The sequence below is a fragment of the Streptomyces sp. NPDC015144 genome, assembly GCF_043079735.1.
In the GTDB taxonomy this organism is placed as follows: Bacteria; Actinomycetota; Actinomycetes; order Streptomycetales; family Streptomycetaceae; genus Streptomyces.
Genome location: NZ_JBIBUU010000017.1, coordinates 58,647 through 72,245, shown reverse-complemented (window position 1 = coordinate 72,245; position 13,599 = coordinate 58,647). Strand labels below are relative to the sequence as shown.

The following is a 13,599-nucleotide window of genomic DNA, read 5'->3' as shown; positions in this document are numbered from 1 at the left end:
CTGCCGTCGACGGTGGGCCGGTCTCCTCCTCGGAGGGGACCGGCCCACCGGCCGTTCCGCCGTATCAGCCGCTGAGATCCGCGTGACGGCGCCCGGACGGCGCCCAGCAGCGCAGGATGTCGCGGAGCGAGACGATGCCCACCGGCAGCCGGCCGTCCAGGACGATCAGATGGCGGAAGCCGCCGCGGGTCATGGCCTCCGCGGCCCGCTCCAGGGGCCAGGCGGGCGCGGCGAAGACCACGTCGGTGGTGGTGTGCGGGCCGGCGGTCTCGGTGCCCGGGTCGCAGCCCGCGCCGACCGCACGGAGGACGTCCCGCTCGGTGAGGATGCCGAGGGCCGCGTCCTCGTCGGCCCCGTCCAGGTCGAGGACGGCGACCGCCCCGACGCGGTGCTCCGACATCAACCGGGCGGCCCGGCGGAGCGTGTCGGTGGACCGCACGGTGAGGACCAGGGTGCTCATGGCGTCGCGGACGAGCATGGCGGGCCACCTCCTCGGCGGACGGCCGCGCGGGCGGATTCACGAGTTCACGAACCCGGGGTTTCAGCCTTGCACCGATATCGGGGCGGAACAACCGCGCACCGCCCCGGTGGCGCGGTGGTCAGTACCGCTGGTTGAGGTAGCCGAGCAGTTCGTGGTGGAGCCGCCCGTTGGACGCCGCCGCGTTGCCGCCGCCCGGACCGGACACCCCGTCCAGGCTGGTGAACTTCCCGCCCGCCTCCTGGACGACGATGGCGTTGGCGGCCATGTCCCAGAGCGAGAGCTCCGGCTCCGCGCAGATGTCCACCGACCCCTCGGCGACCATCATGTACGGCCAGAAGTCGCCGTACCCGCGGGTGCGCCAGCAGGCCCGGGTCAGGTCCAGGAAGCCGTCGAGCCGCCCCTGCTCCTCCCAGCCGCTCAGCGAGGCGTACGCGAAGGAGGCGTCCGGGATCCGCTCCACCCCGGACACCTGGATCCGGGTCGCGGAGGTCAGGCTGCGGCCGGTGTACGCGCCCGCGCCCTTCGCCGCCCACCAGCGCCGGTTCAGCGCCGGGGCGGACACCACGCCGACGACCGGCTGGAAGCCGTCCTCGCCCTCCTCCATCAGCGAGATCAGCGTCGCCCAGACCGGTACGCCGCGTACGTAGTTCTTGGTGCCGTCGATCGGGTCGACGACCCAGCGCCGGGGGCCGGTGCCCTCGATCCCGAACTCCTCGCCCAGGATCGCGTCGCGCGGGCGGGCCCGGTGGAGGTGGCCGCGGATGATCTCCTCGGCGGCCTTGTCGGCCTCGGTCACCGGCGTCATGTCCGGCTTGGTCTCGACCTTGAGGTCGAGCGCCTTGAACCGGTCCATCGTCGCCGCGTCGGCGGCGTCCGCCAGCACATGGGCAAGGCGCAGATCATCGTGGTAATCGGGCATGTCGTCACAGTATCGACCGGAGGTGAACAGGGCTACACGGCCCCGTTCGCGCCGGTCAGTGCGAGGAACCGGAGAGCTGGAGGCCGATCACGCCGAGGATGACCAGGGAGATCGAGATCAGCTTGAGCGTGGAGACCACGTCGTCCAGGAAGACCATGCCGTAGATCGCGGTGCCCGCCGCGCCGATGCCGGTCCACACGGCGTAGGCGGGCCCCACGTCGAGCTTCTTCAGCGAGAGTGTCAGCAGACCGAAGCTGCCAAGGGCGAAGACGGCGAACGCGATGGTCGGCCAGAGCCGGGTGAACCCGTGGGAGAGCTTCAGACAGACGGCGAAACCGGTCTCCAGGATCCCTGCGACCACCACCAGCAGCCACGCCATCGTCCAGACCCTCCCGCCATGCCGGCCGTCCCGCCACACCGAGTGCGATCACGCCCGGTGTGATGATGAATTTACCTGGTCGAGTGGATCGCAAACGCGATCGGGTCAGTCGCCCTCGCGCCGTTCCCGGGTGGCCAGCAGCCTGCGCAGCGAGTCCAGCCGGGCGGGATCGGCGTGGCCGGCGGCCACCCAGGCGTCCAGGGCGCATTCCGGTTGCCGGCTGTCGTGGGTGCAGCCGCGGGGGCACTCCTCGGCACCGGGCTCCAGGTCCGGGAAGGCGTGGATCACCCGGGACGGGTCGATGTGGTTGAGCCCGAAGGAGCGCACGCCGGGGGTGTCGATCACCCAGCCCCGGTGACCGGGCAACGGCAGCGCCAGGGCCGAGGTCGTGGTGTGCCGGCCCCGGCCGGTCACCGCGTTGACCACCCCCGTCGTACGCCGCCGGTCCTTCGGTACCAGGGCGTTGACCAGGGTGGTCTTGCCGACCCCGGAGTGGCCGACGAAGGCGGTGATCCGGTTGTCGAGCTGCTCGCGGACCCGGTCGGCCGCGTCGCCGTTCTCCAGCTCCTCGCGGCTGGTCACCACGTACGGGACGCCCAGCGGGATGTACGCCTCCAGCAGCTTGTCCGGGGGCGCCAGGTCCGACTTGGTGAGCACCAGGAGCGGGGAGAGCCCGCCGTCGTACGCCGCGACCAGGCAGCGGTCGATCATCCGCGGGCGGGGTTCCGGATCGGCGAGCGCGGTGACGATGGCCAACTGGTCGGCGTTGGCGACGACGACCCGCTCGAACGGATCGTCGTCGTCGGCCGTCCGGCGCAGCACGGAGCGGCGCTCACCGATCCGGACGATCCGGGCGAGGGTGTCCTTGTCGCCGGAGAGGTCCCCGACGAGCGAGACCCGGTCCCCGACCACGGCGGCCTTCCGGCCCAGCTCGCGGGCCTTCATCGCGACGACCGTACGGTCCTCGACGAGGCAGGTGAGGCGGCCCCGGTCGACGGTGAGGACCATGCCCTCCTCGGCATCCTCGTGCTTGGGGCGGATGTGGGTACGGGGCCGGTTGCCCTTGCGGTTGGGGCGGACCCGGACGTCGTCCTCGTCGGTGTGCTTGCCGTAGCGGCGCATGTCTCAGGCCCCGAGCATTCCGGTCCACATCCGCGGGAAGTCCGGCAGGGTCTTGGCGGTTGTCGCCACGTTCTCGATCTCCACTCCGGGGACGGCCAGGCCGATCACCGACCCGGCGGTCGCCATCCGGTGGTCGTCGTACGTATGGAAGGTACCGCCGCGCAGCGGGCGGGGCCGGATGTGGAGGCCGTCGGCGGTCTCGGTGACGTCGCCGCCGAGCTCGTTGATCTCCTTGGTGAGCGCGGCCAGCCGGTCCGTCTCGTGGAGCCGCAGGTGGGCGACGCCGCTCAGGGTGGAGGGGGAGTCGGCGAGCGCGGCGAGCGCGGCGATGACCGGGGTCAGCTCGCCGACCTCGCCGAGGTCGGCGTCGATGCCGTGGATCCGGCCGGAGCCGGTGAGGGTGAGGCCGCGCGCGGTCAGCTCGCAGCTGCCGCCCATCGCCGTGAAGATCTCCCGCAGGGCGTCGCCCGGCTGGGTGGTGCGCTCGGGCCAGTCGGGGACGGTGACCCGGCCGCCGGTGACCAGCGCGGCCGCGAGGAACGGCTGGGCGTTGGAGAGGTCGGGCTCGATGGTCAGGTCACGGCCGAGCAGGGCCGAGTGGGAAACCCGCCAGACGTTCGGCTCGCCGCCCGTCTCCGGCTCGTCGACCTGCGCCCCGACCGCCCGCAGCATGTCGACGGTCATCCGGATGTGCGGCATGGAGGGGAGCCGGGAGCCGGTGTGGCGGACCTCCACGCCCTGGTTGAAGCGCGGCGCCGACAGCAGCAGCGCCGAGACGAACTGGGACGAGGCGGAGGCGTCGATCTCCACGGTGCCGCCCTCCAGCGCCCCGCCGCCGTGCACCGTCATCGGCAGCGAGCCGCGCCCCTCGTCGTCGATCCGGGCGCCGAGCGTCCGCAGCGCGTCGATCACGCCGGTCAGCGGGCGCTCGTACGAACGGGGGTCGCCGTCGAAGCGGACCGGCCCGTCGGCGAGGGTCGCGACCGGCGGCAGGAAGCGCATCACCGTACCGGCGTTGCCGACGTCGACCGTGGTGGGGCCGCGCAGCCCGGCCGGGATGACCCGCCACGCCTCGCCCGTGCCGTCCGGCCCGACGCCCTCTTCGATGCCGACGCCCATCGAGCGCAGCGCCTCGGCCATCAGCAGCGTGTCGCGGGAGCGCAACGGGCGGCGCAGCCAGCCGGGCTCGGCGGCGAGCGCGGCGAGGACGAGCGCGCGGTTGGTGACCGATTTCGATCCGGGGACGGTGACCGTCGCGTCGACGGCCCCCGTCGCGTGCGGGGCGGGCCAGAGGGCAGGGTGCGCGGAACTCTCGGTCATGGTCCTTACCTTAGTGGCTCCCCACCGCGCGCAATCCTTGCCGAAAGCGCCGAAACCGGTCACTTTCCGAGGGTGGGGAACGGTACCGGCCCTCGCCGGCTCAGAGCCCGAGCAGCCAGCGCCCGCCACCGATCAGCGAGCAGAGCGACACCGCGTGGAAGAGGAAGAGCCAGAGCGCGGCCGGTACGTCCGTCAGCCTCGACAACTGGTCCGCGTCCGAGTCCGGCGCCCCGCCGCGCCGCCGCTTCGACTGGAGCTCGAAGACCGGGCGCACCCCGCCGAGCAGCAGGAACCAGACCACGGCGTACGCGAAGAACGCCTGCCAGTCCGGCGAGGCCAGCCAGGACATCAGCAGGAAGGCGGAGCCGGTGACGATCACGGTCAGCGCCCCGTACACGTTGCGGATCATCACCAGCATCGCCGCGAGCAGCGCGGTGGCCACCCACAGCAGCAGGGTGATCCGGCCCTCGGTCAGCAGCCACGCGCCGCCGAGGCCCAGCAGGGACGGGGCGGTGTAGCCCGCGGCGGCGGTCAGGACCATACCGATGCCGGTCGGCTTGCCCCGGCTCACGGTCAGCCCGCTGGTGTCCGAGTGCAGCCGGATGCCGGAGAGCTGCCGCCCGGTGAGCAGCGCGACCAGCCCGTGGCCGCCCTCGTGCGCGATGGTGACCGCGTTGCGGGTCAGCCGCCACAGCGGGTTCGGCACGGTGGCGATCAGCGCCAGCGTGCCGGTCACCACCACCAGCCACTGCTCGGGGGCCGGCTGGGTGCCGAAGACCCGGTCCCAGAGATTGCCCAGATCGGTGCTGTCCATGGTGCGGGCGGCTCCTCGTGGTTTCGGGGTGCGGTAGCGGCGTCCTGCCGGTGCGGCGGTCGTGGCAGTCTGGCACTCATGTGCGGACGGTATGCGGCGAGCCGGCGGCCCGAGGCCCTGACCGAGCTCTTCCAGGTCGAGAAGTGGGAGCCGGCCGAGAGCCTGGCGCCCGATTGGAACGTGGCCCCCACCAAGGAGGTCCACGTCATCGTGGAGCGCCCTTTGAAGGACGCCGGGGACCGCCGTCCGGTTCGCCAGATGCGGGTACTGAAGTGGGGGCTCGTACCGTCCTGGGCCAAGTCCCCGGAGGGTGCCGCCCGGATGATCAACGCCCGCGCGGAGACCGTCCACGAGAAGCCGTCCTTCCGGAGCGCCTTCGCCGCGCGGCGCTGCATCGTGCCCGCCGACGGCTACTACGAGTGGGTCACCGGCGCCGACGAACGGCAGCTGGAGGAGGCGGGGAAGCGCAAGCGGCCGCGCAAGCAGCCCTACTTCGTGACGCCCGCCGACGGCTCGGTGTTCGCGATGGCCGGACTGTACGAGTTCTGGCGCGACCGGACCCTTCCGGCCGACCACCCGATGGCCTGGTGGGCGACCTGCTCGGTGATCACCACCGAGGCGGAGACCACCCCGCTCGCGGTCGCCCCGGCCGAGGGCCCGGCCACGCTCGCCGACATCCACCCCCGGATGCCGCTGATGCTGACCCCGGACCGCTGGGACGCCTGGCTCGACCCGGCCCGCACCGACGTCGACGAGGTACGGGCGCTGCTCGCGCCGCCGCCCGCCGGGCTGATGCGGGCCTACCCGGTGTCCACGGCCGTCAGCAACGTCCGCAACAACGGCCCCGAACTGCTGGAGGAGCTGGCCGCGCCGGAGATCGGCACCCTCTTCTGACTTCCGGGGCGGCGGCGGGAGGATGGGACGCGTGAGCACAGCAGAGGCGGGCCGCGACGCCCGCACCACCGACCTGGTCGACACCGGCGCCGGACCGGCGAGGATCACCTGGCACCGCGCGACCGGCGGCGCGGACCCCCGCCTGGTGCTGGCCCTCGGGCACGGCGCGGGCGGCGGCATCGAGGCCCGCGACCTGACGGCCCTGGCCGCCGCGCTCCCCGCCCACGGGATCACCGTCGCCCTGGTGGAGCAGCCGTGGCGGGTGGCCGGGAAGAAGGTCGCGCCCGCCCCGAAGACCCTGGACACCGGATGGCGGGGGCTCTGGCCCGCGCTGGCCGCCGAAGGCGCGCCGGTCGTCGCGGGCGGACGGAGCGCCGGGGCCCGGGTGGCCTGCCGGACGGCGGCGGAGCTGGGCGCGTGCGGGGTGCTCGCGCTCGCCTTCCCGCTCCACCCGCCGGGCAGGCCGGAGAAGTCCCGGGCCGAGGAGCTCCTCTCCACCGGCGTCCCCACTCTCGTCGTCCAGGGCGGCCGCGACCCGTTCGGCCGCCCCGCCGAGTTCCCGCCGGGGGAGTACCGGATCGCCGAGGTGCCCGGCGGCGACCACGGCTTCGCCGTGCCCAAGCGGGCCGAACCCGGCCAGGAGGCGGCGCTGGAACTCCTGACCGGTGCCGTGACCGGGTGGCTGGCCGACCTGGCGTGACGGCCGTCCCGGCGGTGTGACGGATGTGAGCTGACGCACCCCTTGCGACGGGCCGGGACAGGCCGGGCCGGTGTGCCGCGACGTGGCCCCCGGCACCCCCGCGTACCCCTGTGGCGTACCTCGGGAATGCCGGGCGCGGGGCCGCTGTTGTCCGAGTCATCGGTACACAGACGTCGTTGTGGAAAGGGAGTCCGTCGCATGGGTCCGACCATCTGCCCGCACCGCTCGAACACCGCTGACCTGGAGTGGACGGTGCTGCATGCGGCCAGGACCACTCCCGAGCGGGGGCTGGGCGGAAAGGATCGACAGCCCGTCCCGAAGCAAGGTCGACTATTCTCCGATTCGAGCGGATCCGGTCTCGGTTCCGCCACGGCGTTGGAGGAGGTGGGTCCGGTCACTGGGACCGATACGGGGACCGACGACGGCCGCGCACAGGAGTCGCCCGCCGAGCGCAACGCGCGCTTCGAACGGGACGCGCTCGGATACCTCGACCAGATGTACTCGGCCGCGCTGCGCATGACGCGCAACCCCGCGGACGCCGAGGACCTGGTCCAGGAGACGTACGCGAAGGCGTACGGCTCGTTCCACCAGTTCCGCGAGGGCACCAACCTCAAGGCGTGGATGTACCGCATCCTCACCAACACGTTCATCAACTCGTACCGCAAGAAGCAGCGCGAGCCCCAGCGCAGCGCCGCCGAGGAGATCGAGGACTGGCAGCTGGCGCGCGCCGAGTCGCACATGTCGACCGGTCTGCGCTCCGCGGAGTCCCAGGCGCTCGACCACCTGCCCGACTCCGACGTGAAGGCCGCTCTCCAGGCGATCCCCGAGGAGTTCCGCATCGCCGTCTACCTCGCCGATGTCGAGGGCTTTGCGTACAAGGAGATCGCGGACATCATGGGGACTCCCATCGGTACGGTGATGTCCCGACTGCACCGGGGCCGCCGCCAGCTGCGCGGCATGCTGGAGGACTACGCCCGTGAGCGCGGGCTCGTCCCGGCCGGTGCCGGAGAGTCGGACGATCGGAAAGGCTCGGGCTCATGAGCTGCGGAGAGCCGCACGAGACGGACTGCTCGGAAGTCCTCGACCATCTCTACGAGTTCCTCGACCACGAGATGCCCGACAGCGACTGCACCAAGTTCGAGGTGCACTTCGAGGAGTGCTCCCCGTGCCTGGAGAAGTACGGCCTGGAGCAGGCCGTCAAGAAGCTGGTCAAGCGGTGCTGCGGTCAGGACGACGTGCCCAGTGACCTCCGGTCCAAGGTGATGGGCCGGATCGACCTGATCCGGTCCGGGCAGGCCGTCCCCGAGCAGGACATCACGGCCGCGGAGAGCGAGCAGCCGACCGCCGCCAAGGAGTGACTCACGGCGGCCGGTCCGTCCCGGCCGCCGACCCCGCATCACCCGAATGTGCTAATCGGGCTCATTGACGCTCGACCGCTCGCACCAATCGCTAGCGTGGCGCCTCCATTGACGACGTCGGAGGGCGGGGCGAGCGGGTGAGAGCCACACGCGGGGCGGCCCGCGCGTTCATCGCGACCGTCGCGGCAGGCGCCGTGTGCTGTGCCGCCCCCGCGCTGTCCGGCAGCGCCGGAACACCCTGGGGCACCACCGCGCTGCTCGCCGGGCTCTATCTCGTCTGCGAGCTCCCCGGCCGCCGCCCCTTCCCCGGCAACTCCCTGCCGATCAGTGCCGGATCGTTCTTTCCGCTGCTGCTCGCCGCCGCCTTCCTGCTGCCGCCCGCCGCCGCGGCCCTGGTCGCCGTGCCCGGCTCGCTCGTCGGACGGGTGGAGCGGCCGCCCGCCGCCGAGCGGCGTGTCTGGCGGGCCGCGCAGCTCGCCGTCACGGTCTGGGCCGCCTCTGCCGTCCACGGACTGCTCGGCGGCCCGGCCACGCTCGGCGGCCCCGGCCGGCTCCCCGACCTCCCGTACGCGATGCTGCCCGGCTGCGCCGCCGTGCTCGCCTTCAGCCTGGTCCTGGCGGCGCTGGACGGATCGGTCCTGGCCGTCGCCGAACGGGTCCCGCCGCGACGGGCCTGGAGCGGGCTGCCGGGCCGCTCGCTGGGACCGCACCTGGTGCACGGGCTGGCCGGACTGATGATGGCGGTCCTGTGGCACGGTCCGTACGGGCCGCTCTCCGCGCTCCTCGTCCTGCTGCCGATGTACATCTCCTGCTGGGTCTTCGCGCAGTACCACCGCGAGCACGCCGCGCACCGCGCCACCATCCGGGCCCTGGTCGAGGCCGTCGACCTCAAGGACACGTACACCCGGGGCCACAGCGAGCGGGTCGGCCGGGCCTCCGTCCTGATCGCCCGGGAACTCGGCATGGACCAGGACCGGATGGAGGTCGTCCGGTTCGCCGGGATCCTGCACGACGTCGGCAAGCTCGGCGTCCCCACCCGGGTGCTCCGCAAGGACGGGCCGCTCACCCCGGAGGAACGGCAGGTGATCGAGCTGCACCCCGAGTACGGGCACGAGATCGTGCGCGGCATCGGCTTCCTCGGTGAGGCGCGGGCCGCCATCCTCCACCACCACGAACGGCTCGACGGCACCGGATACCCGTACGGGCTCAGTGGGCGCGAGATCCCGGAGTTCGCCCGGGTGGTCGCGGTGGCCGACGCCTTCGACGCGATGACCTCGACCCGCTCGTACCGTCGGGGCCGGCCGGTCCCCGCCGCGCTGGCGGAGCTGAAGCGGTGCGCGGGCACGCAGTTCGACCCCCGGATGGTCCGGGCGCTGGCCCGCGGCCTGGAGCGGCACGGCTGGGCGCCGGAGACGGCGGCCGGGGCGGCGGACGGGCCCGTTCCCGGCCGGGTCCCCGCGCCGGCGGCGGCCGAGGAGGCCGGTCCCGCGGCGGGGCGGCGGGCGTCCGCGGACCGCCGCGGATGACCCGCGCCGGGGCCGGAGCGCCCCTCGTGCTCCTCGGCGCCCCCGCCGTCCGGGTCGCCGCGGTGCTGCTCGCCGCCGCCGGGCTCGGCCGCACCCTCTGGGAGGGCGTCCACGACCCCGGGCACGCCCTCGTCTTCGGGGTGCTGATCGCGCTCGGCGAGCTGACCCGTTGGGGCGCGCTGCCCGGGGAGCGCGAGCCCGCGCCGCTCGGCGCCGCCGGGGCGCTGGCGTACGCCCTGCTCGGCCGCAGCGGCGGTACGCCGACCACGCACGGGGTGCACCAGGTGGTCGCCGTGCTCGTCGCGGCCCAGCTGGTCGCCTCGGTGCCGCATGTGGCGCGCGGCACCGGGCCCTCTCCCGACCGGGTGGCCCGCCGCGTCCTGACGGTCGCCTTCGCCGCGGTCTGCTTCCAGCCGCTGTACGCCGGGGGACTGCTCGCCGAGGGCCCGTACTACGTCCTCGTGCTGGTCCTGATCCTGGTCCTGACCGCGCTGTGCGACGCCGTGCTGGCGGCCCTGCTGCTGTGCGCCCGCACCCGCCACCCCTACCCGCCGCTCCTCCGCGACGAGCTGCGCGGCCTCGTCGGCATCGGCTCGGCGGTCGGTGCCACCGGGGTGGTGATGGCCATCGGGGTGGCCGTCGCCGGGCTGTGGGCGCTGCCGGTGCTCTGCGTACCGCTGCTGCTGACCCAGGTCTCCTTCCGCCGCTTCGTCGCCGTCCGCACGACCTACTGGCAGACCATCGCCTCGCTCGCCCGGTCCACCGAGATCGCCGGGTACACCCCGCCCGGCCACGCCCGCAGGGTCGCGGCGCTCTGCCGGGCCGTCGGCCGCGAGCTGGGGCTCTCGGGGAGCCGGCTGACCGTCCTGGAGTACGCCGCCCTGATGCACGACATCGGCCAGCTCTCGCTGGTCGACCCGGTCCCGGCCGGGGCGACGGCCACCCTGCCCGCCGCCGAGCAGCGCCGCATCGCCCTGCTGGGCGGCGCGGTGGTCCGGCAGACCGGGGTGGACGCCGAGGTCGCCGTCGTCGTGGAACGGCAGGCCGACCCCTACCGCGAGCAGCCGTTGTCCGCCAGGATCGTCAGGGTCGTCAACGCATACGACGACCTCTGCGGGGAAGGTCTCATCGGGCCACTGGGCGCGCTCGAACAACTCAGGCTCGGCACGGCCCACGACTATCAGCCCGAAGTCGTGGAGTCGCTGGCCAGGGTCCTGGCGCGGGGCGCTCCGGTCCCGGTCCCGCCCGGGTAACCCACGGGTAATGAGCGGGCGTCCGGCCCGGCATGGTTGGATGCGAAGAGAGTGGAAATCAGAGGGTGTCCAGTCGGGACAGGCGGGAATCGTGAGGATCTTCGGGAAGGTACGGCATCGGCCCTCCGCCTCTTGGCGGCAGGCCACGGACCGCGCGTTCACGCTGATCGGCGACGGCCGGTACGAGGACGCGGGCGCGCTGCTGACGCGTGCGGCGGACCTGGAACCCTGGCTCTCGGAGTCGTGGTTCAACCTGGCGCTGCTGCACAAGTTCCGGCACGACTGGGAACAGGCCAGATCCGCGGGTCTGCGGGCCGTCGCGCTGCTGGGCAAGGAGTCCGGCGCTCCGGACTGGTGGAACGTGGGCATCGCCGCCACCGCGCTCCAGGACTGGCCGCTGGCCCGCCGGGCCTGGCAGGCGTACGGGCTGAAGGTGCCGGGCACCGGCCCGCATGTCTCCGCGGCCAACAGCGAGCCGGTCGGCATGGAGCTGGGCAGCGCCGCGGTGCGGCTGTCGCCGGAGGGCGAGGCCGAGGTGGTCTGGGGGCGCAGGCTCGATCCGGCCCGGATGGAGGTGCTCTCCATTCCGCTGCCGTCCTCCGGCCGCCGCTGGGGCGAGGTCGTGCTGCACGACGGGGTGCCGAACGGTGAGCGGGTGACCGCGGCCGGGCCCTCCTACCCCGTCTTCGACGAGATCGAGCTGTGGGCGCCGTCTCCCGTGCCGACCTGGGTGGTGCTGCTGGAGGCGGCCACGGAGGAGGACCGGGACGCGCTGGAGCGGCTGGCCTCCGACGCCGGGTTCGCCGCCGAGGACTGGTCGTCCTCCGTGCGGCTGCTCTGCCGGGCCTGCTCGGAGAGCCGGATGGAGAGCGACGAGGGCGACGGCGAGCACCTCGACCCGCACGACCACAGCGAGCCGGGCCATCCCGGTCCGCTGGGCCACCGCACCTCCGGCGAGCTCTGGGTGCCCGAGCGGGAGTGCGGGATAGCCGCGCCGGCCGGGCTGGTGCGCGGTCTGCTGGACGGCTGGGTGGCCGACAGTCCGGACAGCCGCGAGTGGCGGGATCTGGAAGAAGTCTGCTGACCGGTGCCCGTAGGCTGTACGGACACCGGTCGCGGTGCACGGGCAACCGGGTCCCGGGACTGCCGGGCGGCCGGTTTCGGCTTTGAGGAAGGCGTACGGCGGAGATGGCGCAGCAGGAGACGGACGAGCAGATCACCCTCGACGACGAGGGATTCGTCGTGGACACGGAGGACTGCGAGGCGCGCGAGGCGGCGTACCGCGAGCGCGGCACCGCCCGTCCGATCACGGTCGTCGGCAATCCGGTGCTCCACAAGGAGTGCGCGGACGTCACCGAGTTCGGCGACGAGCTGGCCACGCTGATCGACGACATGTTCGCGAGCCAGCGGGCGGCGGAGGGCGTCGGCCTGGCCGCCAACCAGATCGGCGTCGACCAGAAGGTCTTCGTCTACGACTGCCCGGACGACGAGGGCGTACGACACGTGGGCGTCGTCTGCAACCCGGTGCTGGAGGAGCTGGCACCCGAGCTCCGGGTCCTGGACGACTCCAACGAGGGCTGCCTCTCGGTGCCGACCGCGTACGCCGAGCTGGCCCGCCCGGACTACGCGGTGGTCACGGGGCAGGACGCCAAGGGCAACCCGATCCGGGTCCGGGGCACCGGCTACTTCGCCCGCTGCCTCCAGCACGAGACGGACCACCTGTACGGCTACCTGTACATCGACCGGCTCTCCAAGCGCGACCGCAAGGACGCGCTGCGCCAGATGGCCGAGGGCACGCCGCGCTACGAGACCGTGCCGAACGACTGATCCGAACGACTGATCCGAACGACTGATCCGTACGACTGATCCGTACGATCCGTACGTACGCGTCGGGCTTCCGCGGACGGGCCCGGTCCTCCTCGGCGGGGGACCGGGCCCGTCCGCCGTCCCGTTCCGGAACTGTCAATTGCCGTTCCTTTACGAGAAGTTGACGCGCGTCGACTCGTCCGCCAGTCTTTCCCCCCACACCTCTTTCGTGTTGGGAGCCCCCTCATGCTCAAACGCACCGCACGACTCCTGCTCGGCCTTGTCATGACCATGGCGTTCGCCTTGGGTGGTGCCGTGATGACCGCCGGCACCGCACAGGCCGACGGCTGCTACACCTGGACCCGCACGCTGTCCCCCGGCGCCACCGGCAACGACGTCGTCCAGCTCCAGATCCGGGTGGCCGGCTACCCCGGCTACAACGCGGTGCTCGCCATCGACGGGTCCTACGGGCCGGCCACGACCGCCGCCGTCAAGCGCTTCCAGGCCGCCTACGGCCTCGCCGCCGACGGCATCGCGGGCCCCGCCACCCAGGCCAAGATCTACGCGCTCCAGGACAACGACTGCACCCCGGCACACTTCACGTACCCCGAGCTGAACACGTGCAACAGCACCTGGGCCGGGGGCAAGGTCGCGGCCGGAACGGCGAAGGCCAACGCGCTCAGCTCGATGTGGAAGCTGGAGGCGCTGCGGCACGCGCTGGGCGACCAGCCGCTCCGGGTCACCAGCGGCTTCCGCTCCGCCCCCTGCAACTCGGCGGTCGGCGGCGCCTCCAACAGCCGCCACATGTACGGGGACGCCGTCGACCTCGGCGCCGGGCCGCACGCGCTGTGCACCATCGCCAAGCAGGCCCGCAACCACGGCTTCAACGGGATCCTCGGCCCCGGCTACCCGGGCCACAACGACCACATCCACGTGAACCAGGGCCCCTCGCACTACTGGTCGGCGCCCAGCTGCGGCATCTGACGCACCGGTCCCGCGCATCGGCCCCCGAGGGCGCGGTGCGCGG

15 protein-coding genes are annotated in these 13,599 nt (G+C 73.1%); 9 read left to right on the top strand and 6 right to left on the bottom strand.

Annotated elements, in window-relative coordinates; genetic code table 11:
- Positions 1-64: 64 nt before the first annotated feature.
- The 6 genes from ACF08W_RS26040 to ACF08W_RS26015 form a co-directional block, all read right to left on the bottom strand.
- Positions 65-478 (bottom strand): cyclic nucleotide-binding/CBS domain-containing protein, encoded by a 414-nt coding sequence (locus tag ACF08W_RS26040; RefSeq protein ID WP_385217830.1) that lies wholly within the window; start codon positions 476-478, stop codon positions 65-67.
- 121 nt (positions 479-599) lie between these two features.
- Positions 600-1,400, bottom strand: coding sequence for a histidinol-phosphatase (gene hisN / locus ACF08W_RS26035; RefSeq protein WP_352278361.1), 801 nt, complete (start codon positions 1,398-1,400; stop codon positions 600-602).
- Positions 1,401-1,455: 55 nt separating this feature from the next.
- Positions 1,456-1,779: a multidrug efflux SMR transporter gene (locus ACF08W_RS26030; RefSeq protein ID WP_352278363.1), complete on the bottom strand. Its 324-nt coding sequence runs from the start codon at positions 1,777-1,779 to the stop codon at positions 1,456-1,458.
- A 105-nt stretch (positions 1,780-1,884) separates the two neighbouring features.
- Positions 1,885-2,901 carry a ribosome small subunit-dependent GTPase A gene (rsgA, locus tag ACF08W_RS26025; protein WP_352278365.1) on the bottom strand — a complete coding sequence of 339 codons (1,017 nt, stop codon included), beginning with the start codon at positions 2,899-2,901 and terminating at the stop codon, positions 1,885-1,887.
- A 3-nt stretch (positions 2,902-2,904) separates the two neighbouring features.
- Positions 2,905-4,221 carry a 3-phosphoshikimate 1-carboxyvinyltransferase gene (gene aroA, locus ACF08W_RS26020; protein WP_352278367.1) on the bottom strand — a complete coding sequence of 439 codons (1,317 nt, stop codon included), beginning with the start codon at positions 4,219-4,221 and terminating at the stop codon, positions 2,905-2,907.
- Positions 4,222-4,321: 100 nt separating this feature from the next.
- Entirely contained in the window at positions 4,322-5,035 is a 714-nt protein-coding gene (locus ACF08W_RS26015; protein ID WP_392280702.1) for a M50 family metallopeptidase, read from the bottom strand.
- 78 nt (positions 5,036-5,113) lie between these two features.
- Here ACF08W_RS26015 and ACF08W_RS26010 point away from each other — a divergent pair, with 78 nt between their 5' ends.
- From ACF08W_RS26010 to ACF08W_RS25970, 9 genes are all read left to right on the top strand, one after another.
- On the top strand, positions 5,114-5,929 hold the full coding sequence (locus ACF08W_RS26010; RefSeq protein ID WP_352278371.1) for an SOS response-associated peptidase: 816 nt from the start codon (positions 5,114-5,116) through the stop codon (positions 5,927-5,929).
- A gap of 31 nt (positions 5,930-5,960) precedes the next feature.
- Positions 5,961-6,629: an alpha/beta family hydrolase gene (locus tag ACF08W_RS26005; protein ID WP_352278373.1), complete on the top strand. Its 669-nt coding sequence runs from the start codon at positions 5,961-5,963 to the stop codon at positions 6,627-6,629.
- A gap of 384 nt (positions 6,630-7,013) precedes the next feature.
- On the top strand, positions 7,014-7,670 hold the full coding sequence (locus ACF08W_RS26000) for a sigma-70 family RNA polymerase sigma factor (protein ID WP_352278374.1): 657 nt from the start codon (positions 7,014-7,016) through the stop codon (positions 7,668-7,670).
- A complete protein-coding gene (rsrA, locus tag ACF08W_RS25995) occupies positions 7,667-7,987 on the top strand; it encodes a mycothiol system anti-sigma-R factor (protein ID WP_385217819.1) in 321 nt (106 codons plus the stop codon). The genes ACF08W_RS26000 and rsrA overlap by 4 nt, the downstream gene beginning before the upstream one ends.
- A 137-nt stretch (positions 7,988-8,124) precedes the next feature.
- On the top strand, positions 8,125-9,513 hold the full coding sequence (locus tag ACF08W_RS25990) for an HD-GYP domain-containing protein (RefSeq protein ID WP_392280701.1): 1,389 nt from the start codon (positions 8,125-8,127) through the stop codon (positions 9,511-9,513).
- Positions 9,510-10,766, top strand: a complete 1,257-nt coding sequence (locus ACF08W_RS25985; RefSeq protein WP_385217814.1) for an HD-GYP domain-containing protein — start codon at positions 9,510-9,512, stop codon at positions 10,764-10,766. The genes ACF08W_RS25990 and ACF08W_RS25985 overlap by 4 nt, the downstream gene beginning before the upstream one ends.
- Positions 10,767-10,857: 91 nt before the next feature.
- The gene (locus tag ACF08W_RS25980) at positions 10,858-11,850 is read left to right on the top strand and encodes a hypothetical protein (RefSeq protein ID WP_352278382.1); all 993 of its coding nucleotides are present in this window, start codon (positions 10,858-10,860) and stop codon (positions 11,848-11,850) included.
- 104 nt (positions 11,851-11,954) lie between these two features.
- Positions 11,955-12,593, top strand: coding sequence for a peptide deformylase (gene def / locus ACF08W_RS25975; protein WP_352278384.1), 639 nt, complete (start codon positions 11,955-11,957; stop codon positions 12,591-12,593).
- 225 nt (positions 12,594-12,818) lie between these two features.
- Positions 12,819-13,556 carry a D-Ala-D-Ala carboxypeptidase family metallohydrolase gene (locus ACF08W_RS25970; protein WP_352278386.1) on the top strand — a complete coding sequence of 246 codons (738 nt, stop codon included), beginning with the start codon at positions 12,819-12,821 and terminating at the stop codon, positions 13,554-13,556.
- Positions 13,557-13,599: the final 43 nt, after the last annotated feature.